Raw genomic sequence first — 20413 nt, forward strand, 5'->3', positions numbered from 1 at the left:
GATTTCGGATGGCCTTTTGCTATCGGTTATAATCAGTTGGTTTTTTTATTGTTCTAAGGACCTGATGGTTTTGCCCATAGCGATAAAGTCTTCAGTGGCATTGACCGTACTGTCGTCAAAAATAGTCAGGCGCACGATCAGGTTTTCTTTTTCATAGACGATGCCGGTCACAGTTCCTTCAGCGCTCGGAACTTCATAGGCTGATGACTGTGAAAAATCAGTTCCATCAAAATCATTAGCACTAATAGGCTCTTCATCCGGATTGACAGCCTGGAGAGTTTGTTTCATATTTTCCTCTGCGGCTGCAAAATCTATTTCTTCAGGAGTAAATGTTTCGATCCGCATGAAGACAGCTGAATTGTCGGATGCATACAGTGCATCTTTTCTCGGTTCTTCTGCCGACAGCTCGTAGCCATCGAGAACAACTAACTCATAATTTAGTTCATCACTCTGTGTCAGGGTGCCCACGGGCTCTACTTCTTCAGCCTCTTCATCGGTGGTTGCCTCTTCTTCAACAGCCTCTTCAGCGGGCGCGCTGTCATCTGTTTCTTCTTCTACTACTTCTTCTGCAGTTTCTTCAGGTGCAGTGCCAGCCTCTTCTTCGGCGGTATTCGGAGATCCGCAGGCTGCAAGCAGCGTACCAATCGTCAGGATGGATGATAATAAAAATAAATGCTTCTTCATAAAAAAATTCCTCCCTCTCAGTTTGTCTAGTAGACGTTCCAATGGGAAGAATGTTTCATATTAAACAGGTAATGGCAAAATTAGAAAAAGTAAGACGATCATGACCAGATGGGCAACGATGATGACCGGCAGGCTCCTTTTCCATTCATAAAGCAGACCCAGAACTAATCCGGCGGCGATTCCAGCTCCCACACCAGGCCAAAATCCGCCTAATGCCAATGCTGACCCGAACAAAATGGAACTGATGACAACTGCCAGTGGAGTGGAAATATATTGCTTCAGTTTCTGTTGGACCAAGCCCCTCCAAAAGATTTCTTCACCAGGAACGATGATGAACATCAAGAGGAGGTAATGCCAAATGGAGACAGGCGCAAAAGCCGATAAGAAGGATTCGACAGATCCCGTTATATTATAAGGAGTCAGCTGCAGCAATTGGAAGCCGACAGCAATGAGTCCATAAAGGAGTGTTCCGTAACCTAAGCCATAAATCAATGATTTCCAGGTAACAAGTTCATCGAAGATTTTAACGAATACAATAGCTAGAGACATTAGGATCAGCATCGCAAATGTGTACATATACCAAAAAATCGCAGTATTTTCAAAGGCTAGATTGTATAAAAAGAAAGCCAATGGCAACATCAGAATCAAAGGATGCTGCTTTAAAAAGTTAATCATGTAAATCCTCCTAAAAATTGAAGCCGCGCCACTCGATCGGCGACGGAAAGGACAAAGATGTCCGACTTGTTTTCTTGCTGTATACTATTGCCTAGTACAGATTTTAAGAATCTGTCAAAAGATGATCCTGTTTTAATGCTTGCCGAATGGGATATTTATCATCCGTCTAGTATTATAACAGAAGAGGTTATCAAAACTAAGGCAAAAGGAGAACAATTCATGACTGATTATAACCAGCAACTCGAAGATTTGAAAAATGGGGAAATTGAATCCATCACAATCGCGAAAGAAGATTTCCTGGATTTCCGCATAGTTTTGATTGCGCGTGAGGATTTCAAGCATTTCAGAGGCACGGCATACCATCATGGGACTACCGTCTATACGTACACAGAAGAACCATCGAAATAAAAGTTCGCTATAAAAACGGAGGGGATAGCGTGGAGATGTTAAATCAAGTCAAAGCACAGTTGAACAGATTGGTGGTCGGCAGGGAAAAAGAGATTGATTTTATGCTGATTGCTTTAGTTCAAGGGGGGCATGTCCTGCTTGAAAGTGTACCAGGTTCAGGCAAGACATGGATGGCTAAAGCGTTTGCAGGGTCATTTGCAGGAGAGTTTCAGCGAATTCAATTCACGCCGGATGTCTTGCCGTCAGACGTGACGGGTATCCGTTTCTTTAATCCGAAAACCCAGGAATTCGAATTGCGGCCGGGGCCGGTGCAGACCAATTTACTATTGGCTGACGAAATCAACCGTGCCACACCGCGAACGCAGTCAAGCCTGCTGGAATCGATGGAAGAAAAACAGGCAACCATCGACGGGGAGACCGTGCAATTGCCGGATCCGTTCATTGTCATCGCCACCCAAAATCCCGTGGAATCGCAGCAAGGGACATTTCCGCTGCCTGCTGCACAACTGGACCGTTTCTTGTTCCGACTGGAAATCGGTTACCCGGGATATGAAGAAGAATTGGCCATCATCCGAAATTTCCGCGATAATGTTTCGCATAAAAAAGAAATTCTGCCTGTCGCATCCGTAGAAGATGTTAGAACCTGGCATATTGAAGCGGCAAGAGTAGCGGTGCATGAAGATATTGAAACCTATATTTTAGCGCTTGTGCGGGCAACGCGTAACCACCCAGCCATTGAACTGGGATTGAGTTCCCGCGCCGCTCTGGCCCTAGTTCATGCAGCGCAAGGCAGGGCATTTATTGAAGGGCGCAGTTTTGTGACGCCGGATGACGTCAAATACATACTTGAACCTGTCGCAATCCATCGCCTGATGCTGACAGCTGAAGGCATGCTTGTCCACGAGCCGTCAACAATTTTGCGGGAAATCTCGAATTCAGTGCCTTCACCGGTCGAGGCAGTATAGATGGTGTGGTTGCGCCATGATCATGATACGAAAAATATGAAATGGGTTATGGGTTTCTCAGTTGTCTTATTCTTTATGGCTATGGCTTTCCTGCAGTTTACCGCTGGTGCTGTGATTGTATTTATCATGGCGGTAATCGGTCTGCAGATGCTGTACTTTAAACGGGTCGGCAAGAAGTTGGTTTTTCAAAATAATCGAATCCGCAAGCGGGTGCTGCACGGAGGAGACTCTTCCTGGAAACTGGTGTTCCAAAATGATGGCTTGCCGATTTGGGGCGGCCAATTGAAAATTTGGTTTCATGATGCTGTGGAGCCCAAAGGTGTGGAGATTTCCAGCTACGGAGATCTGGTGGAAATGGATTTGCCTTTTACTATCGGCAGAAAGCAGACGATTGAATTTGATGTGCCTGTCACCGGCGAAAGAAGAGGCGTTTCCCGCATCAAAAAGATGGAAGTGCTGATTCCGCATCCTTTTGGGGAAGGCAGCATGACGTTGGAATACCAGCCTGCGATTCTGCTTGAGCAGCTGGTGTTTCCAAAACTTCAGACATACCCTTTCCGGTATGCACCATCCCGCCACAAACCGGGGCAATTCAATTTACAGCATTCCCTATTCGACGATGCGTTTCAGCCGATTGGGACGCGTGATTATGTTTCGACGGATCAGTTTAACCAAATTCATTGGAAAGCAAGCGTCAGGATGCAAAACTACCAGACAAAAATCTTTTCGCAGGTAGCCAATGAATCAATGCTTTTTGCATTGAACATCTCGACGCTTTACGGCACCATCCACAATATGGAAGAACGGATTGAAGAATTGGCTTCCTATATTGAGAATTGCTTCAATACGGGAGTGCCTTACGCAGTTGCGGTGAATATCCGCTCAGCTGGGAAGATGCCATATTTGTATTTGTCTGCAGGCCAAGGGCAAAAACAGCGGCAACAAGCGTTGGAGCTGTTGTCGGTCATATCGAAAAACAGCTCGACACTCCCTTACCGTTCGATGCTGGGCCATTTGGACATGCACACAGAATTGCCGTATACGACCTATCTATTGACCGATGAGCCGCAGGAAGCGATGCGCTTTATCACCAAGTGGAGCAGCCAAACAGAATTGACTGTCATGCGGAACAGAAAGGAACGTGATCCGGCATGACTGGACGCATAACATCTGCCATTCATTTCATGCTGGATGCTTTCATCGTGTCACTGGTTCTGGTATTCGTTTCCAGCGATGGAGCTTTTCCGGTGGTTTGGAGCTGGCTGTTGGCTTCGCTGGTGATTTCATGCATTGCGTATTTCCTGTTTTTAAACCAGTCCTATCGGTTGGCACCCGCGGTTTGGGTTTCCATGATCGCTGCTGGAGGCATGTGGGGAGCGGGTGTGCCATTGTGGTTGGCGGCTATTTTAGGCTTGCTGGCCATCTACCTGCTCCATGCACGGTATTCCGTCATCTACGAGGAATTTAACCACGACCATCAGTTTTTGATGAAGTTTGTTCTGGTTTTCAGTAGTTGTTGGGTCTTGCTTCTGTTGAATCCGGATCAAGAGGCCAGTAGATTGCTGTTCACACTCGTGCCGGCAGCAGTGCTATTCTATGTGGCAGCTCAATTGTTTTCCCGTTATGCCTTGTCAGCTGCAGATGGTGCGCGTTTCCATCAAGCAGCCGGGGTTTTCGGTATTGTGGGCGGCATTTCTGCCATGGCGGCCATCGTAGCTTTCTTTTTTGCAGACGACGCCCGAAGGCTTGCCGGTTCGATTGTGGGCGGTGCCATCCGGATTTTGTTCTGGCCGCTTGCGCTGTTGCTGGAGCAAGCCACCGAGTTTTTGTCTGACCTGTCGCCAGAAGAAGAAATGCAGGAAACCATCGATAAACTGGGGCCGGACGAGGACCCAATACGCGATGATGGTGCAGTGGGTGAAGCACTGCCGTCAGATGTTCCGGTTGAAATACTTTTGGGCATCGTGGTGCTGGTTTGTGCACTCGTGCTGGTGCTCTGGATCAGAAAAATAAAACCGGATTCCAAAACACCGGAACAAGAAAGCACAGCCACTATCGAAAGATACCGCCATGCGTCAGCTGAACAGGCTATCGAAACGCCAGTCTCGCCTTATAGCCAAAGCCTGGATCTGCATCAAGTCAGAGAAGTTTTTCGTGGGTTTGAGCATATGGCAAAAGATCATGGCAAGGGCCGCGAGAAATATGAAACGGTTCGGGAGTGGGTGGCGCGGATGCAATGGGATGTGACTGAGTCTTTCTGCAGGATCTACGATCAAGTCCGTTACGGAGATAAACAATTGCCCGACACTGAGGCAGTCCAATTCATCAATGAAATCGAAAAAATAAAAGGTAAATATTTAAAGGAAAATGTTTAAAGTGTATATAAGAAGGGCATAGTATACTTGAACACAGCAACATTCTCATTTCCCCCTTTTGTGGTCGGTCCGTTTACGGATCGGCTTCTTTTTTTTGCTTTTTTTCCGGTTGATGAGTTGTATGAGTACTTGCATCTTTCTTTTTTGACTCACATATAAAAGTTGGGCTTAAGAAACGCCAGTCTATCTACTGCTCCACCCAGCTCACGGACCCGAAAGCGGAGTTGCGTTGTGAAATAGCGACAGTGAAAATCAGCAGTTCATCTCACAGAAGTGAATATCCTGAAGATTTTTGCTAAACTGAAGATATATACAAAAGGAGGAACTACATATGAAGCTCGGATTTATTGGAACGGGAGTCATGGGCAATAGCCTGGTCAAACATTTACTGGACCACGAACACGAAGTCTCTATTTACACGCGGACGGCCAAAAAAGCGGAGAACTTGGTTGAAGCGGGTGCGGTACTGGTGGCTTCGCCTCAACAGGTAGCTGAAAGCAGTGAAATCATTTTCACCATGGTCGGTTATCCTTCTGATGTTGAAGAAGTCTATTTTGGAGCGAACGGCATCATCGAGCATGCAAAATCAGGTGCTGTACTGGTGGACATGACGACTTCAAAACCTCATTTGGCACAACGGATTTTTGAAGCTGCGGCTGAAAAAGGGCTTCATGCATTGGATGCACCGGTATCCGGTGGGGATATCGGGGCTAAAAACGGCGTCTTATCCATTATGGTTGGCGGAGAAAAAGATGTGTTCAAGAAAATCTCTTCCATACTGGATCTGTTTGGTGAAAATATCGTCTTTCAAGGTCCGGCGGGTTCAGGCCAGCATACCAAAATGTGCAATCAAATCACCATTGCCAGCACGATGGTCGGCGTCTGTGAATCACTCATCTACGCAAAAAAAGCAGGTCTTGATCCAGAGCGTGTCCTTCGTTCTATTTCTACGGGGGCGGCCGGTTCATGGTCATTGTCAAATTTGGCGCCAAAAATGATCAACGAAGATTTTCGTCCAGGCTTTTACATCAAGCATTTCATCAAAGATATGAAAATTGCAGCCGAAGAAGCTGAGAGCTGGGGATTGCAGTTGCCGGGTCTTCAATTGTCATTGAGCATGTATGAAGAATTGGCGGCTCAGGGGTATGAAGATAAGGGCACACAAACGTTAATCCGGCATTATGAGGCATAAGAAAAGCCGGAAACCTGTAAAGGTTTCCGGCTAAAGATCAACATCAATCAAAATAAGATTTTTTAGGCGAATAAAACCGGTCAACTTGCCTTGGCTGATAGGATTTGGTGAAATGAGAAGCTGCGGCTTCTTTTTTCTGCGGTTCCAATCCAGTAAGAGTCCGTAAAATTTCTTTCGCCCCTTTCAAGTTCATCCGGCTCGGAGGGTTACGGTACGTGTCATCCAGATGACCTAAATGTTCAAGAGAAGAGAAATCTTCTTTTTTGGGAAGCATATGAAAATAGTAATTGCCGCATTTTACGAGGACTGAAGATTGTTGTTGACTTTTCTGAGGGTTTTTACTGAAGTGCAAACCGATTTTTTCTGCGCGCTGCTGGTCGATCATCATAGTTAATGCCTGTTTTTTCAGTGCATACAAATAATGATTGTCGGGAGCAGTTTTTGCGTGCCGGTTAACCGTGAAAATAGCTTGCGCGATATCTGAATCTGATTTAGAAGCTGACATAGACTCATTCCTTTCATACAAGATTGTGCGTAGTTCGACTTCATCATATCAAAATTTACCGGTACTGTATACTGAAGGGCACATGCAATAAAAGGGGAAATCAACGGCTTTGTAGAACTCTATTAGTTAAGGTGAACGAAAGGAACGTCCTTTTACACACCGCTTCACCAGGCCGATGGACGCTGGGGCAGCTTGCCTTGAACGGATGGGCAGCAAAAAATTGCCCCGTGGAATATCGGCAGGCGAAAATTTTGGATTTGCAATAGATAGTCTAACTCAAAGGGGATGTTGGTATGTTTACGGATCAAACGATTATTGTTACAGGTGGCTCAAGCGGAATGGGGCTTCACATGGCTAAAAAATTCGCTTCCGAAGGGGCCAATGTTGTCATCACCGGACGTGATATGGAAAAACTGAACGAAGCTGTGAAAGCGATTGCAGGAGAACGAGGTTCTGTCGAAGTATTCCAAATGGATGTGCGGGAACCTGAACATGCCAAAGCGATGGTGAAGTTTGCCCACGATAAGTTTGGCAGAGTGGACGGGCTCGTTAACAATGCGGCTGGAAACTTTATCGTCCATGCGGAAAAATTATCGCCGAATGGCTGGAAATCAGTGATCGACATTGTCTTGAACGGCACTTTCTTCTGTTCTCATGCAGTCGGCAATTATTGGATTGAGAACGGTACAAAAGGCAATATCCTGAATATGCTTGCCACGTATGCGTGGAATGCAGGAGCGGGTGTTGCACACTCGGCGGCAGCCAAAGCAGGCGTCATGTCATTGACGCGGACGCTCGCTGTCGAATGGGGGACGCAATTTGGCATCCGGGTCAACGGCATTGCGCCTGGGCCAATCGAGCGGACGGGCGGAGCTGATAAGCTTTGGGAATCCGAGAAAGCAGCGAAGCGGACCTTGGAGTCGATTCCTCTTGGCAGACTAGGTAAGCCCGAGGAAGTGGCAGAGCTTGCAGCCTTCATTATGTCGGAAAAAGCCTCCTATATGAACGGAGAAATCGTTACTTTGGACGGCGGCCAATGGCTGAATAAATTTCCTTTTTAAGTCATTTTCCGCAGCAATTAAATAGTTTCAAGAATCTTGATGTGTTATGATGAAATCTGAAATGATGGCATCTAATACAGGCGATGCAAAAGGAGTAGAGTACATGATTTCATTACCAAGCAGAGATTTTCTTGATACACCAATCGAAGACTATATCATTTCTTCCGAAAAAGTTGCACATGTTCAGATGGGCAACAGTGCTGAACATGCATTGCTCGTACTGACGAAGACGGGCTATTCAGCAATCCCGGTATTGGATTCGAAATATCGATTTTGCGGCTTGATCAATGCGCAGCGGATTACTGATGCAATTCTTGGAATGGATCATATAGAATACGAACGGCTTTCTGATATCCGCGTGGAAGATATCATGGAAAAAGATTTGCCTTTGATCCACATCAACGAACGTTTTCAAAAAGCGCTGGATATGGTCATCAACCAAAATTTCCTTTGCGTCATAGACGACGATGAAATGTTCATGGGGATTTTGACCAGGCGTGTTGTACTGAAGCAACTAAAAAAACAAATCTATCAACTAAAAAGATAAACAAGGCAATAGCGGAGAAGGTCTCGTCCTAGAGGCCTTTTTTATGCTGAAGAAAGCATGAAATTTCTGCTCTACATAGATGATCCAAATTTCAGCGCCCAGATTTGCCGGGCATAAGCCGTTCTGGCTAGGCCCGGCAAATCTGCAAGGGCGCTTTCGCTTTTTATTGCCGTCTGAAAAGAGGTTTGTTCAATGGATAAAACAAAAAGGCCGCTGGTATTGATTTCTGTCATGCTGGCGATGTTCGTCAGTGCCGTCGAAGCGACCATCGTATCAACGGCCATGCCAAGCATTGCTGCTGAGCTGGGCGGGTTTTCAAAATATAGTTGGGTATTTTCAGCTTATTTGCTGATGAGTACGGTGACGGTTTTACTTTACGGGAAATTATCCGATATATTCGGGCGCAAGCGCATCTTTACCATTGGCATGCTGCTGTTTTTGCTAGGTTCTCTTTTGTGCGGTTTTGCCAATTCAATCGACGAACTGATTTTCTACCGGTTTGTCCAGGGAATGGGTGCGGGTGCCGTCATGCCGATTGCGACAACGATTGTTGGAGACATCTATTCCAGAGAGGAACGAGCGAAAATCCAGGGCTATCTATCAAGTGTCTGGGGAATTTCAGCTGTCACAGGACCCGCAATCGGCGGCGTCCTGGTTGTGACGATTGGCTGGGAATATGTATTCTGGCTGAACTTGCCTTTGGGAATCGTTTCGTTGCTTGGCGTCTTGCTATTTTTGAAAGAGCCGGTGAATACAAAAAAACCGGTGATTGATTATAAAGGGGCTGCCTTATTGACAGCCGCCTTATCGACCATGCTGTATCTGTTGGTGGAAGGTGGCGTATCGTTTGAATGGCTGTCCAGGCCGTCCATGATTTTACTGGCAGCCAGCCTGCTGTTTTTTGTGCTGTTCATATGGGTTGAGAAGAAAGCCGTCGATCCGATGATGCCTTTTGAAATTTGGCGCAACAAGACCATTCTCTATGCCAATCTGGTTTCCTTGGCAACCGGCGTCATTTTGATCAGCATCTCCAGCTACTTGCCCACTTATGTGACAGGCGTGATGGAACAGCCTGCCGCCATTGCCGGCTTTACGTTGACTGCCATGTCGATCGGCTGGCCTTTGGCTGCTTTTTTCTCCGGAAGGCTCTTGCTGAAGATCGGTTACTTCAAAACCTCTTTGGCTGGTGGATCTTTTTTGATAATAGGAAGCTTGTTATTTGTTTTGATGCAGCCTGGTTTCGGTCCTTTATGGGCAGCCATGTCGAGCTTTTTTATCGGTGTTGGTATGGGATTGACCAGCACTGCTTTTATCGTCACGATCCAAGCGTCTGTTTCTTACGAACTGCGTGGGTCGGCCACCGCTTCGAATATGTTCATGCGAAATCTGGGCAGCACGATCGGTGTGGCTTTGCTTGGCAGTATCCTGAACAGTTCATTGCTTCGGACCTTCGCCGCCAATGGCGAGGACTATTCCTTAAGCTCTATCAATGATCTATTGAGCGTGGACAGCCGCGCCGGCATTTCTGCTGAAGCACTTGGCTCTTTGCAGCATGCATTGGCCGGGGCGCTTCAGAATGTTTATCTGGTGACTGCATTTTTCGCGCTCCTCAGCTTTATCCTGATCCTTGGGCTGCGCGGACAAAAAGGAGTGAAGAGCAGTGTCAAATGAAGAACTGATCATTAAAGTACTGGCAGAAGAAGGGAATATGAGAAAAGCGGCAGAGCGCCTGTTTTTATCGCAGCCGGCTCTTTCCCAGCGCCTTCAGACCATTGAAAAGGATTGGGGGCAGCAATTGTTCATCCGTTCGCAAAAAGGGCTGTCTCCGACGCCCGCGGGAGAACTGGTCATTCAATACGCCAATGAAACCATTCTGCGAAAAGAAGAAGTGTTCGAAGTATTGCATACTTTGACTTCCAAAGTGCATGGCACCCTAAAGATCGCGTGTGCGACGATTGTCGGCCAAAACTGGCTGCCAAAAGTGCTGAAGGATTTTGTGACACTTTATCCAGAAGCGAAAATTCAATTGATTACAGGCTGGAGCTCAGAAATTGTCCGCTCACTATACGATGGCGAAGCCCATATCGGAATTGTCCGCGGCCATACGGACTGGAAAGGGCCGAAAATCCATCTATTCAAAGATACATTGTATTTGGTGGACAAGGAGATACGGTCACTTGAAGAGCTTCTTCAGACAGAGCGGCCATTTATCCAGTTTAAAAGTGACTCGACTTATTACGAGGAAATTCAGCAATGGTGGCAAAAACATTTTGCTTCTAATCCCAAAAGGCAAATTACGGTCGATCAGATCGAAACTTGCAAGCAGATGGCCGTTAATGGCATCGGCTATGCTATCCTGCCATCAATTACGCTGACGGGTACAGAAGATGTTCATATGATGCCGTTGACGAACAACAAAGAAGAGTTGGAATTGACACGTGATACATGGCTCATCGGCTACGAATCAGCTTTTCAGTTGCGCCAAGTAGAGGCATTTGTCGATATAGTCAAAAAACATGCCGCTTTATTAAGGTGAAGCGGGTGAATTTTTATGCGATATCAGATATAATAACAACATCACTTAATGGAAAGAGGTTTTATTGATGAAACAGATGGATGCAAACGAAATAATCTCGTACATACAAAATGCTAAAAAAGCTACACCCGTAAAAGCATACATAAAAGGACAAGGCGTTGCTGATTTGGATTACGGCACGGATTCAAAAGTATTCGGAGAAGGCAGTTCAGTGACTGTGTTCGGCGAATGGACAGACATCCAAAAAGCGTTGGAAGCCAATGCTTCTGTCATTGAAGATTCAGTGGTGGAAAATGACCGCAGAAATTCAGCGATTCCGTTATTGGATATGAAAAATATCAACAGCCGCATCGAACCCGGTGCATTTATCCGTGAAAATGTTGAAATCGGCAATAACTGCATCATCATGATGGGTGCTGTCATCAATATCGGCTCTGTTATCGGTGACGGAACAATGATCGATATGGGCGTTATCATGGGCGGCCGTGCAACTGTCGGGAAAAACTGCCATATCGGTGCCGGTGCTGTACTTGCAGGCGTAATCGAGCCAGCATCAGCCACTCCTGTTATCGTTGAAGACAATGTAATGATCGGTGCAAATGCCGTAGTTCTTGAAGGTGTCCGCATCGGCAAAGGAGCAGTAGTCGCTGCAGGCGCTATTGTGATTGAAGACGTTCCTGAAAACTCGGTAGTGGGTGGAACTCCAGCACGCGTACTGAAATTGATGGATGCGAAAACACGTTCAAAAACAGAAATCAAACAAGAACTAAGACAGCTGTAATCGGTGAAGCCAATGGAATTAGTGAAAATCAGGAGAGAGCTGCATCAAATTCCGGAAATTGGTTTTCAGGAAGCCAAAACACAGGCCTATCTATTGGCAGCCATTTCCCGGTTGCCTCAAGAGCGGCTGGAAGTGGTGGAATGGCGTACCGGCATCGCGGTTAAAGTCAGTGGCAAGAATCCATCGAAACGGATTGGTTGGCGTACGGACATTGATGCATTGCCGATCACTGAAGAGACCGGTTTCGAATTCAAGTCGACCCATCCCGGATATATGCATGCCTGTGGGCATGATATCCATATGGCGGTGGCACTCGGGTTGCTTGAAAAGCTGATTGACAAACCGATCAAGGATGATGCCGTGATTTTATTCCAGCCTGCTGAAGAAGGTCCAGGAGGGGCATTGCCTTTTCGGGAATGGCTGAAAAATGACAAACCGGATTTTCTGCCGGATGTGATTTGTGCGCTGCATATTGCACCTGAGCTTCCGGTTGGTACAATCGGCACCCGGCCTGGCCTGCTGTTCGCCAATACGTCGGAACTGTTTATCGACCTCCACGGCAAAGGCGGCCATGCAGCTTATCCGCATTTGACGGAAGACATGGCCGTTGCAGCTGCTTCTTTATTGATCCAACTGCAGACCATTGTCAGCCGCAATGTCAATCCGATGGACTCGGCTGTGCTGACAGTCGGCAAGATGAGTGCCGGAACGGTGCAGAATATCATCGCTGAACATGCACGGCTGGAAGGCACGATCCGCACTTTAAATAGTGCATCCATGATTCACATGAAGCAGCGGATCGAAGCAATCTGCCGAGCAGTCGAGGAAGCCAATAACTGCAAGGTCAGCATCGATTATGGCTCCAGTTATCTGGAAGTCAATAATGATGAAGCGTTGGCGGAAAAGTTCCTTCAATATGCCAGCGGTGCTGAAGGGATAAACGCGATTCGTAGTGAAGCTGCCATGACAGGCGAAGATTTCGGGTATTTCACGGAGCAGCTGCCGGGATTGATGTTCTGGGCAGGGGTTTCTTCCCCTTACGGATTGCATCATGCGAAACTGGATCCGGATGAAAAAATTCTGGATCTTATGCCGGACTTTATCCACGGATTCTTTTCTGAATTATAGGAACGGACAGCTTATGCTGCCCGTTCTTTTTTTCTGTAAAATTAAGAAACTTCTCTGGGCATTTCTTGTAAGAAGATGGAACTATTTTACTTTCCCAGCGTACTAATAAAGAGACGAGTAAAAGGGGGATCATCATGCATAAACGCTTGCTGGCATTTTTTGCTTTTGCATTGCTTATCAGTTTATTTATCGTGCCGCAGGTATCGCTGGCGGCGCCGCAAATCACCGTGGATTCCAGTGCCGGTTTTCAAAATAAGGTGAAGTATGAAAAAGGGTTGCCGCTGCAATTTACGGTAACCAATCAGGGCTCAGCATTCTCGGGGGATCTGGTGCTGAGCTATTCAGAAACCTATAGCCTGGGCGCCGGTTTGGCGATGCCGATCGAGCTCGCTGAAGGCGAGAGCAAGACACTGCAGATTGCTTCTTCGGGTTTATCGGATATGTATTATACAGGAGGACCCAATGACCAAAGCATCTTCCTGTTCGAGGGGGGCTGGGAAGAAGGGGAATCCATCGCGTTTAAAGGATCAAAAACGATTCAGCCTTCCTATTACACGCCGATGACCTTGTTTGTCGCCAGCCTGACGGATAACCAAGATCGGCTGTTGCCGCTGAAGCAGATCACTGTCCCGGCAAGTGAAGGGGTGGAAGTGTTCCACCTCAATCAATTGAAGGGGTTCACCTTGCCGACTGAAGCGCAGGCTTGGGACATGATCGATTTCCTGGTCATTGACGAGTTTGCCTATAGTGATTTGCCGGAGTTGACCCAACAGGCAGTATTGCAATGGGTTCAGCAGGGCGGCCATATTATCACGGGTTCATCAGGGAATATGGAAGCCGAACTGGGGAATTTGAGCGAATACCTGCCGTTGGAATTGGCTGACCCAATTGAAGTGTCTGTACCTGGACTTGAAAAACCAGTTCCGGCTTATCAGGCAACAGCAAAAGAAGATGCAGAAACCAGACTGGAAAGTGGTGAGCAGGTACTGGCCGCAACGCAGCCGGTCGGTTCCGGAAGTTTGACGCAAATGAGCTTTTCTCTTGGAGATGAAAACGTTTCCGGACAAAAAGGCTATAACCAGATGCTGTCAAAATTTTTCCCTGCTCCCATGGCCTATAATAATCAGATGGGGGGCCAATCAGTTCTTGATAATATGGCCTATGAAGTCGGTGAAGTCAACGAGTTATTCGAAAGCTTCCAAGTCTCAAAGCCTTTCATCCTTGCCATCGTTTTTCTATATATCCTGTTGATTGTCCCGGTTCTTTATATCGTGCTGAAGAAAAAGGATAAGCGGGAATATGCCTGGTTCATCATCCCGGCAGTCGCTTTGCTGACCTCGGTCGGATTATTCGCTTTTGGCGCGAAAGACCGGATCGGCAATCCGCAAATCCAGCAGACCGGTTTTTTTGAAGTAGATGCAGATAAGGGATTAAAAGGCTATTACGTCAATACATTGCTGTCGAACCGCGGCGGTGATTATCAGTTTTCTGCGCCTGCTTCCACCACTATGACCTACCGCATGGCCAATGAATTTTCAGAGACGCAGCCTTACCTTTCCGCAATGATGGAAAAAGGGGCTGCTGGCAATCAGATGACCTTGCGTGACATGCGCTATTGGTCGGTTGAATCCATCATGGGGCAGACATATATTGAAGACAGCGGAAACTTCAGCATAGATTTAGAAGTAGCTGAGGAAAAAATCACAGGCACCATCCGGAATAACTTTCCGTTTGCGGTCGAAGATGTTTCAATTTGGTCGGGGACACGCCTTTTGGATATGGGAAGTTTGAATCCGGGAGAAGAATTAGCGGTTGATGAAAAGGTCCAGGCGGATATTCTGCCGCCTGCCGCCGCAATCGGCCAATCTTACGGTTACCAGCCGATTTCCGATTTGGAAGAACTGGATAAAGCACGCCGTCAGACACTGCTTTCAACTTCCTATGAGCAAATTTCACAAAGTGGCAAGACTCCTTATGTGATTGCTTATACGAAAGATGCTATCGTTCCAATCACCCTTGAAAATCAACGGGCTTCTGTAGAATCCGTCCATTTGATCGCACAAAGCTTCAAACCCGAATTGTCTCTGAGTGGAAATATCTCTTTAAATGCTGATGCCTTTAGTATGGGCTTGGTCGGAGCCAGCAACGGCGCATATTTTGATAATGTGTCCAACGATCCTTATCTGTATTACATGGAAATAGGGGAATATGACATGACCTATACGCTGCCAGAGGATATTGAACTGAATAAAGCTTCATGGGAAGAATTATCGGTTGCCACTGCAGGTCAAAATCTGGCAGTCAGCATCTTGAATCTTGAAAGTGGAGACTACGAAGAAATCACGCAATCCAACCAGAAATTCACCGACAACGCAAAAAATTACCTGAATCCTGAAGGTGCCATCCAGCTGAAACTGAAAATGTCCGATAGTTCAGGGAATCCGGAAGTTGTTGTACCGAAAGTCAAATTGAAAGGAGTGATTGCCCCGTGATTGAGACAGTCGGATTAACCAAAAAGTACGGTTCTTTTTATGCACTTCAGGATTTGAACCTGGTTGTGGAAGACAGCACTGTTTTCGGCTTTGTCGGAGCGAATGGCGCAGGGAAATCAACGACCTTTTCAATTCTGGCAACGCTTCTTCAGCCAACCGCAGGGGATGCATTCATCAATGGCATCAGTGTCACCAAAAACCCGCAGGAGGTACGCAAACAAATCGGCTATATGCCAGATTTCTTTGGTGTCTATGATCAATTGAAGACTGATGAATATTTGGATTTTTATGGAGCCAGTTATGGCATCAAGCCGAAAGAACGGGCTGTGCTGATTCCGAAACTTCTGGAATTGGTCAACCTGGAGCATAAACGCTATGACTATGTCGATCTGCTGTCGCGTGGAATGAAGCAGCGGCTATGTTTGGCTCGGGCCTTGATCCATGATCCGAAAATCCTGATCCTGGATGAGCCGGCTTCCGGACTTGACCCGCGTGCCCGCGTAGAAATGCGGGATATCTTAAGGGAATTGAAAGCGATGGGCAAAACCATTTTGATTTCTTCCCATATTTTGCCGGAGCTTGCTGAAATGTGTGATAGCATCGGCGTCATCGATAATGGGAAGTTGATTGCCCAAGGTTCTGTGCAGGCGATTCAAGCCCAGCTGCAAAGTGAGAAAGTGATTCGGGTTAAAGTGATGGGAGATACGCGTTCTGTGGTTCCATTTTTTGAAATGGATCCTTTTGTCTCACAGATTGAAGAACAGCAAGATAAAAACATCATTCAGTTTTTCTATCGGGGTACTGAAGACGATCAATTACGGCTGCTGCAGAGGGCAATAGACCAAAAACTGCCGATCCTGTCATTTTCAGAAGAAGAGACGGATTTGGAAGATGTCTTCATGGCAATCACAAAAGGGGTGGAAATAGGATGAAAACCCTTTTTGCCAATCCCGTACTGATCAAAGAACTTAAACTGCGGTTCCGTAACCTGAAAAGTTTTACAGGAATTCTTTTCTATTTGATTGCAATGAGCATCTTTGTTTTTGGATTCATTTTTTTGGCCACTTCTTTGACTGGCAGTGGGTTTTTCCGTCCAGATGAGAGTTTTATGCTGTTCAGCATCATGACTTATATTCAATTAGGTTTGATTCTTTTCATCACTCCGGCATTGACGGCAGGGACCATCAGCTCTGAACGTGAAAAACAGACCTTGAATATTTTATTGACGACTTCCCAGACTTCTTTCCAGATCATTTTTGGGAAAATGACGTCATCCATTGCTTTTCTGCTCTTGATGATTGTTTCCGGGCTGCCCATATACAGTCTGGTATTCTTATATGGAGGAGTTTCACCCAGCCAATTGCTTTACATTTTCCTGTTTTATTTACTGACCTTGCTGGCAATTGCCAGTATTGGCGTAATGTTATCCACCTTGATCCGGAAAACCATCGTCGCCATCATTGCCACTTATGGAGCGATGATTTTTATCACAGGTGTCACCGCATTTTTCCTGTTGATTTCGGTTCAGATATCACAAATGGGAACTGCTGCGCCGTCCATGTCGCCGATCGCGCATTTTTGGGCAACCATCAATCCGCCGGCCGTCATGCTGACCTTGCTGCAGCCGCCGATGGAAGAGCAGCTGCAAAGCCTGACGATGGTTCCGATACCATTATGGATCGGTTACACCATCTTCTATATGTTCCTGTCAGCTGCCTGTATTTTCCTGTCAGTCAAACGGCTGCGCGTCAATATGAATAAATACAAATAAGGAGGGATCTCCATGGATAATCGCGATATTACCAAGTATGTCAGAAAGACAGGACGACTGTTGAAAATGCTTCATTTCAGCCGCAGTTTTCAGTTCGCTTTGTTTGCAGGGTTGGTTTCAGCCACGGCTTTATTATTGATATCGCGATTGTTCATGCTTCCTTATTATGAATTTTATGCATATGCTGCAGGATTTGCGGCTGTACTATCCTGGCTTTTATTGTCCATCAAAGACTTGCCGACAACCCGGCAGGCGGTGCAGGAGCTGGACCGCTTTACGCCCCATAATCAGCTTTTGGCAGTATGGAAGCTGGACGAGAAAAACGCTCTGACAGAGGAATTGACCAGTAAAACCGTACAAATCATTCCGTACAGCTACCGGCTGTTCCGGAAAGAACGTAAAGAATGGCTGCGGCCTAAGTGGCTATTCGGCGCAGTGATCAGCGGTACCTTGCTGCTTGTGCTTTTGGTGTTTCCAAGCAATTTACAGAATCAGGCAAATGATGCCGAAAAAGAGATGGAATTGGTGGAAGACATCAAAAAAGAAGTTGATGAAATGGAAAAACGGGCAGAAACGGAAGAAGCCAAAAAAGAATTGAACGCATTAAAAGAAACGATTGAAGAAAAAGAAGATCCAGAAGCGGTTTTGAAAGACATTGTAAAAAAACAAAAAGAACTGGATTTAAAAAAACGGCAACTGGCAGAAAAAAACAACCCGGATTCTGAAACCACCTCGAAAGACCTCGGAAAAGCTTCTGACCAACTAGCTGAACAAGCTGGGAAAACGCAAACGGCTTTAAGCAATATGGGGAAACCTGTGGCATTTCCGCTGCAGCAGACCATTGCCAACCGTGAGCAATCCAGCCAGGAAAATCCGAGTGGTTCTGCTGATGGTGAATCTTCGGATTCAGAAGGTGAAACTGCCAGTTCCGGTGCCAGTGGACAACCATCAAGCGAAGCAGATGCAGAAGAAGCTGGAAGTTCAGAGGATGGTTCAGGGAATAGTCAGAGCCAAGAACAAGGACAAGGACAAGGACAAGGGCAAGGACAAGGACAAGGACAAGGGCAAGGACAAGGACAAGGACAAGGACAAGGGCAGGGACAGGGCCAAGGTCAAGGTCAAGGACAAGGCCAGGGTGGAGGAGCCGGCAAAGGGCAAGGCAGCCGTGAGTTGTTGACTGCCCCATCACGAATCGGTGGTGAAGGTGAAACTGCAGTCGACAGAGGAGAAATTGGTGAAGGCCAAGCAGCTGGAGAGCAGCGTGGGCCAGTTTCCGCAACTAAAGGAACCGTGCAGCCCTATGCCGATTTGGTAGGCGACTATTCGGATTCTTACTTCTCAAGTGCCGATCGCCTGCAATTGCCGCCGGATCTGCAGACCATTGTAGAACAATACTTTACGGATATTGAAGCCGATGAATAGAAAAGAGGGGTTTTATGACATATACAACTGATCAGTTTACGGAAATGAGCCAATTGCTTGGGGAAGTCAAAGGTGAAATTGGACGCTTTATCGTAGGACAGGAAAATGCGGTCGAGTTTTCCTTGTACGCTATTTTGGCGGATGGCCACGCGCTGCTTGAAGGGCTTCCAGGGCTCGGTAAGACGATGCTGATCCGTACCATTTCGGATGTGCTCGATTTGTCATTTTCAAGAATCCAGTTTACCCCTGACCTGATGCCTTCAGACATCACTGGCACCAGCTTGATCGAACGGGATGCGGAAGGGCACCAGCAATTTACATTCCGGGAAGGGCCGATCTTCCATCAAATGGTGCTTGCCGATGAAATCAACCGGGCGACGCCTAAAACCCAAAGTGCATTGCTTGAGGCGATGGGAGAAAAAACAGTGACCATCCTTGGGGACACAAAAGAGATGGCCAAGCCATTTTTCGTTTTAGCGACACAGAATCCGATAGAAATGGAAGGGACCTATCCTTTGCCGGAAGCGCAGATGGACCGTTTTTTATGCAAAATCCTGGTTTCCTATCCAAGCCGCAATGAACTTGCCGAAATCAGCCGCCGGACGACGGGGGCAGGCATCATCAACCTCAACAAAAAAATGAATACAGCCAGCCTGATCGATGCGCAGCAGATGGCCAAAGAAGTCCTGATGGCGGAAGATATTTTGATGGTGGCTGTCGATATCATCCAAAATACTCATCCGGAACATTCAGAACACGAAGCTATCCGCCAGTTTGTGCAGTACGGCAGCGGACCGCGCGGGTTGCAGAGTCTGATCCGTCTTGCTAAGGCACGGGCATTGATGGAAGGGCGTTACCATGTATCCATCGGTGATTTGAAGCACGTCGCAAAACCGGTATTGCGGCATCGTCTGTTGCTGAATTACGAAGCTGAAGCGATGGGCAAGGAAGCGGACGAGCTGATTGACCTGGTGCTCAGCTCAGCCGGAAAAGGCGTTTTGAAATGACTTTGTTGCACTTGCCCGCTGATTGGGGCTCGCGATTAAGCCGCTACGCCATTGGAACAAAAGCGAAAATCAGGGGCCATCACAAAGGTTCCCATCGGTCGATGCGTTTTGGCAGTTCCTTGGATTTTTCCGATTTCCGCGAATACCATCCGGGAGATGATGTGCGCCATATCGATTGGAATGTCTACGCCAGAACGGAGCGCGTCTACATCAAACGCTTTCTGGATGAACAGGAAATGCGCATCCATATCCTGCTCGACAGCTCGAAATCGATGGACAACAAGTGGCTGTTCGCGAAACAGCTGGCATTTTCGCTTGGGCTGATGGTCTTGGGAAGCGATGACCGCTTAACGGTTTCAGGCGGACAAAAAGAAGCCATTCCTTTTCACAAAAAAGGGAAGTCGGCCAGAAAGCTGTTCGAACATTTTATGTCTTCGGTGCCGGATCCGCAAAACCTGTCGTTTGCGAAGCAGGCAAGCTTTCATGCTGCAAAAGATTCTACGGTGCTGTTCATCGTTTCGGATGGCTTGGAACCGTTGGAAGATTGGCACCTATTCTTCCGGCAGGCACCCGCCTATGCGCATGATATCCGCTTTATCCACATCAGCACAGAGGAAGAGCGGGCGCCATCTTATAAAGGGGATCTTCGTTTTATCGATGATGAAACGCGGGAAGTGTTGAATGTCACGGTTACGGAAGAGGCGCTGCGTGCTTATCAAAAACAGAGTGAGCTTCACACAAAAGGGCTGGAATCGCTTTGCCGAACATACGGAATTGCATATTTGCCCGTACGTGTGGAAGATGGAATCGAACAGGTGCTGTTTCATCAGATGGCGCGTAAAAATTGGATTAAATGAGGGGGAG

Annotated in this window: 20 protein-coding genes; 17 read left to right on the top strand and 3 right to left on the bottom strand. The window is 46.9% G+C overall.

The window, feature by feature from the left end; translation table 11 throughout:
- Positions 1 to 45: 45 nt before the first annotated feature.
- Positions 46 to 684, bottom strand: a complete 639-nt coding sequence (locus AC1MEO_RS00235; protein WP_480333592.1) for a hypothetical protein — start codon at positions 682 to 684, stop codon at positions 46 to 48.
- Between the two features lie 60 nt (positions 685 to 744).
- Positions 745 to 1359 (bottom strand): CPBP family intramembrane glutamic endopeptidase, encoded by a 615-nt coding sequence (locus AC1MEO_RS00240; protein ID WP_480333594.1) that lies wholly within the window; start codon positions 1357 to 1359, stop codon positions 745 to 747.
- A 219-nt stretch (positions 1360 to 1578) separates the two neighbouring features.
- On the opposite strand from AC1MEO_RS00240, the gene AC1MEO_RS00245 reads away from it, so the two are divergent.
- The 5 genes from AC1MEO_RS00245 (at position 1579) to AC1MEO_RS00265 (ending at position 6299) form a co-directional block, all read left to right on the top strand.
- The gene (locus AC1MEO_RS00245) at positions 1579 to 1767 is read left to right on the top strand and encodes a hypothetical protein (protein ID WP_480333596.1); all 189 of its coding nucleotides are present in this window, start codon (positions 1579 to 1581) and stop codon (positions 1765 to 1767) included.
- A gap of 29 nt (positions 1768 to 1796) precedes the next feature.
- Complete coding sequence (locus AC1MEO_RS00250) at positions 1797 to 2732, top strand: AAA family ATPase (protein ID WP_480333598.1); 936 nt, start codon at positions 1797 to 1799, stop codon at positions 2730 to 2732.
- Positions 2733 to 3887, top strand: a complete 1155-nt coding sequence (locus AC1MEO_RS00255) for a DUF58 domain-containing protein (RefSeq protein WP_480333600.1) — start codon at positions 2733 to 2735, stop codon at positions 3885 to 3887.
- Complete coding sequence (locus AC1MEO_RS00260; protein WP_480333602.1) at positions 3884 to 5107, top strand: hypothetical protein; 1224 nt, start codon at positions 3884 to 3886, stop codon at positions 5105 to 5107. Before AC1MEO_RS00255 ends, AC1MEO_RS00260 begins: the two co-directional genes overlap by 4 nt.
- Before the next feature lie 331 nt (positions 5108 to 5438).
- Positions 5439 to 6299, top strand: a complete 861-nt coding sequence (locus AC1MEO_RS00265) for an NAD(P)-dependent oxidoreductase (RefSeq protein WP_480333604.1) — start codon at positions 5439 to 5441, stop codon at positions 6297 to 6299.
- 43 nt (positions 6300 to 6342) lie between these two features.
- Here AC1MEO_RS00265 and AC1MEO_RS00270 read toward each other — a convergent pair whose 3' ends face one another.
- Complete coding sequence (locus AC1MEO_RS00270; protein ID WP_480333606.1) at positions 6343 to 6804, bottom strand: YkyB family protein; 462 nt, start codon at positions 6802 to 6804, stop codon at positions 6343 to 6345.
- Between the two features lie 293 nt (positions 6805 to 7097).
- Here AC1MEO_RS00270 and fadH point away from each other — a divergent pair, with 293 nt between their 5' ends.
- From fadH to AC1MEO_RS00330, 12 genes are all read left to right on the top strand, one after another.
- A complete protein-coding gene (fadH, locus tag AC1MEO_RS00275; RefSeq protein ID WP_480333608.1) occupies positions 7098 to 7865 on the top strand; it encodes a 2,4-dienoyl-CoA reductase in 768 nt (255 codons plus the stop codon).
- Positions 7866 to 7968: 103 nt separating this feature from the next.
- Positions 7969 to 8412 (top strand): cyclic-di-AMP-binding protein CbpB, encoded by a 444-nt coding sequence (gene cbpB, locus AC1MEO_RS00280; protein WP_480333610.1) that lies wholly within the window; start codon positions 7969 to 7971, stop codon positions 8410 to 8412.
- A gap of 192 nt (positions 8413 to 8604) precedes the next feature.
- A complete protein-coding gene (locus AC1MEO_RS00285; protein WP_480333612.1) occupies positions 8605 to 10083 on the top strand; it encodes an MDR family MFS transporter in 1479 nt (492 codons plus the stop codon).
- Positions 10084 to 10120: 37 nt separating this feature from the next.
- Positions 10121 to 10948 (top strand): LysR family transcriptional regulator, encoded by an 828-nt coding sequence (locus AC1MEO_RS00290; protein ID WP_480336147.1) that lies wholly within the window; start codon positions 10121 to 10123, stop codon positions 10946 to 10948.
- A gap of 67 nt (positions 10949 to 11015) precedes the next feature.
- Positions 11016 to 11729: a 2,3,4,5-tetrahydropyridine-2,6-dicarboxylate N-acetyltransferase gene (gene dapD, locus AC1MEO_RS00295; protein WP_480333614.1), complete on the top strand. Its 714-nt coding sequence runs from the start codon at positions 11016 to 11018 to the stop codon at positions 11727 to 11729.
- Positions 11730 to 11741: 12 nt separating this feature from the next.
- The gene (locus tag AC1MEO_RS00300) at positions 11742 to 12857 is read left to right on the top strand and encodes an N-acetyldiaminopimelate deacetylase (protein WP_480333616.1); all 1116 of its coding nucleotides are present in this window, start codon (positions 11742 to 11744) and stop codon (positions 12855 to 12857) included.
- A gap of 134 nt (positions 12858 to 12991) precedes the next feature.
- Entirely contained in the window at positions 12992 to 15349 is a 2358-nt protein-coding gene (locus AC1MEO_RS00305; RefSeq protein ID WP_480333618.1) for a hypothetical protein, read from the top strand.
- The gene (locus AC1MEO_RS00310; RefSeq protein ID WP_480333620.1) at positions 15346 to 16281 is read left to right on the top strand and encodes an ABC transporter ATP-binding protein; all 936 of its coding nucleotides are present in this window, start codon (positions 15346 to 15348) and stop codon (positions 16279 to 16281) included. Before AC1MEO_RS00305 ends, AC1MEO_RS00310 begins: the two co-directional genes overlap by 4 nt.
- Positions 16278 to 17120, top strand: coding sequence for an ABC transporter permease (locus AC1MEO_RS00315; RefSeq protein ID WP_480333622.1), 843 nt, complete (start codon positions 16278 to 16280; stop codon positions 17118 to 17120). Before AC1MEO_RS00310 ends, AC1MEO_RS00315 begins: the two co-directional genes overlap by 4 nt.
- 12 nt (positions 17121 to 17132) lie before the next feature.
- Positions 17133 to 18542 (top strand): hypothetical protein, encoded by a 1410-nt coding sequence (locus tag AC1MEO_RS00320; protein WP_480333624.1) that lies wholly within the window; start codon positions 17133 to 17135, stop codon positions 18540 to 18542.
- 14 nt (positions 18543 to 18556) lie between these two features.
- Positions 18557 to 19549, top strand: coding sequence for an AAA family ATPase (locus AC1MEO_RS00325; protein ID WP_480333626.1), 993 nt, complete (start codon positions 18557 to 18559; stop codon positions 19547 to 19549).
- Entirely contained in the window at positions 19546 to 20406 is an 861-nt protein-coding gene (locus AC1MEO_RS00330; protein WP_480333628.1) for a DUF58 domain-containing protein, read from the top strand. Before AC1MEO_RS00325 ends, AC1MEO_RS00330 begins: the two co-directional genes overlap by 4 nt.
- The last annotated feature ends 7 nt before the right edge of the window (positions 20407 to 20413 follow it).

It is taken from the genome of Planococcus sp. BI3 (assembly GCF_056680115.1).

Excerpts from the sequence above, each read along its gene's own strand:
- AC1MEO_RS00235 (WP_480333592.1), bottom strand. The coding sequence starts at position 684 with ATGAAGAAGCATTTATTTTTATTATCATCCATCCTGACGATTGGTACG.
- AC1MEO_RS00240 (WP_480333594.1), bottom strand. The coding sequence starts at position 1,359 with ATGATTAACTTTTTAAAGCAGCATCCTTTGATTCTGATGTTGCCATTG.
- AC1MEO_RS00245 (WP_480333596.1), top strand. The coding sequence starts at position 1,579 with ATGACTGATTATAACCAGCAACTCGAAGATTTGAAAAATGGGGAAATT.
- AC1MEO_RS00255 (WP_480333600.1), top strand. The coding sequence starts at position 2,733 with ATGGTGTGGTTGCGCCATGATCATGATACGAAAAATATGAAATGGGTT.
- AC1MEO_RS00260 (WP_480333602.1), top strand. The coding sequence starts at position 3,884 with ATGACTGGACGCATAACATCTGCCATTCATTTCATGCTGGATGCTTTC.
- AC1MEO_RS00265 (WP_480333604.1), top strand. The coding sequence starts at position 5,439 with ATGAAGCTCGGATTTATTGGAACGGGAGTCATGGGCAATAGCCTGGTC.
- AC1MEO_RS00270 (WP_480333606.1), bottom strand. The coding sequence starts at position 6,804 with ATGTCAGCTTCTAAATCAGATTCAGATATCGCGCAAGCTATTTTCACG.
- fadH (WP_480333608.1), top strand. The coding sequence starts at position 7,098 with ATGTTTACGGATCAAACGATTATTGTTACAGGTGGCTCAAGCGGAATG.
- cbpB (WP_480333610.1), top strand. The coding sequence starts at position 7,969 with ATGATTTCATTACCAAGCAGAGATTTTCTTGATACACCAATCGAAGAC.
- AC1MEO_RS00285 (WP_480333612.1), top strand. The coding sequence starts at position 8,605 with ATGGATAAAACAAAAAGGCCGCTGGTATTGATTTCTGTCATGCTGGCG.
- AC1MEO_RS00290 (WP_480336147.1), top strand. The coding sequence starts at position 10,121 with ATGAGAAAAGCGGCAGAGCGCCTGTTTTTATCGCAGCCGGCTCTTTCC.
- dapD (WP_480333614.1), top strand. The coding sequence starts at position 11,016 with ATGAAACAGATGGATGCAAACGAAATAATCTCGTACATACAAAATGCT.
- AC1MEO_RS00300 (WP_480333616.1), top strand. The coding sequence starts at position 11,742 with ATGGAATTAGTGAAAATCAGGAGAGAGCTGCATCAAATTCCGGAAATT.
- AC1MEO_RS00305 (WP_480333618.1), top strand. The coding sequence starts at position 12,992 with ATGCATAAACGCTTGCTGGCATTTTTTGCTTTTGCATTGCTTATCAGT.
- AC1MEO_RS00315 (WP_480333622.1), top strand. The coding sequence starts at position 16,278 with ATGAAAACCCTTTTTGCCAATCCCGTACTGATCAAAGAACTTAAACTG.
- AC1MEO_RS00320 (WP_480333624.1), top strand. The coding sequence starts at position 17,133 with ATGGATAATCGCGATATTACCAAGTATGTCAGAAAGACAGGACGACTG.
- AC1MEO_RS00325 (WP_480333626.1), top strand. The coding sequence starts at position 18,557 with ATGACATATACAACTGATCAGTTTACGGAAATGAGCCAATTGCTTGGG.
- AC1MEO_RS00330 (WP_480333628.1), top strand. The coding sequence starts at position 19,546 with ATGACTTTGTTGCACTTGCCCGCTGATTGGGGCTCGCGATTAAGCCGC.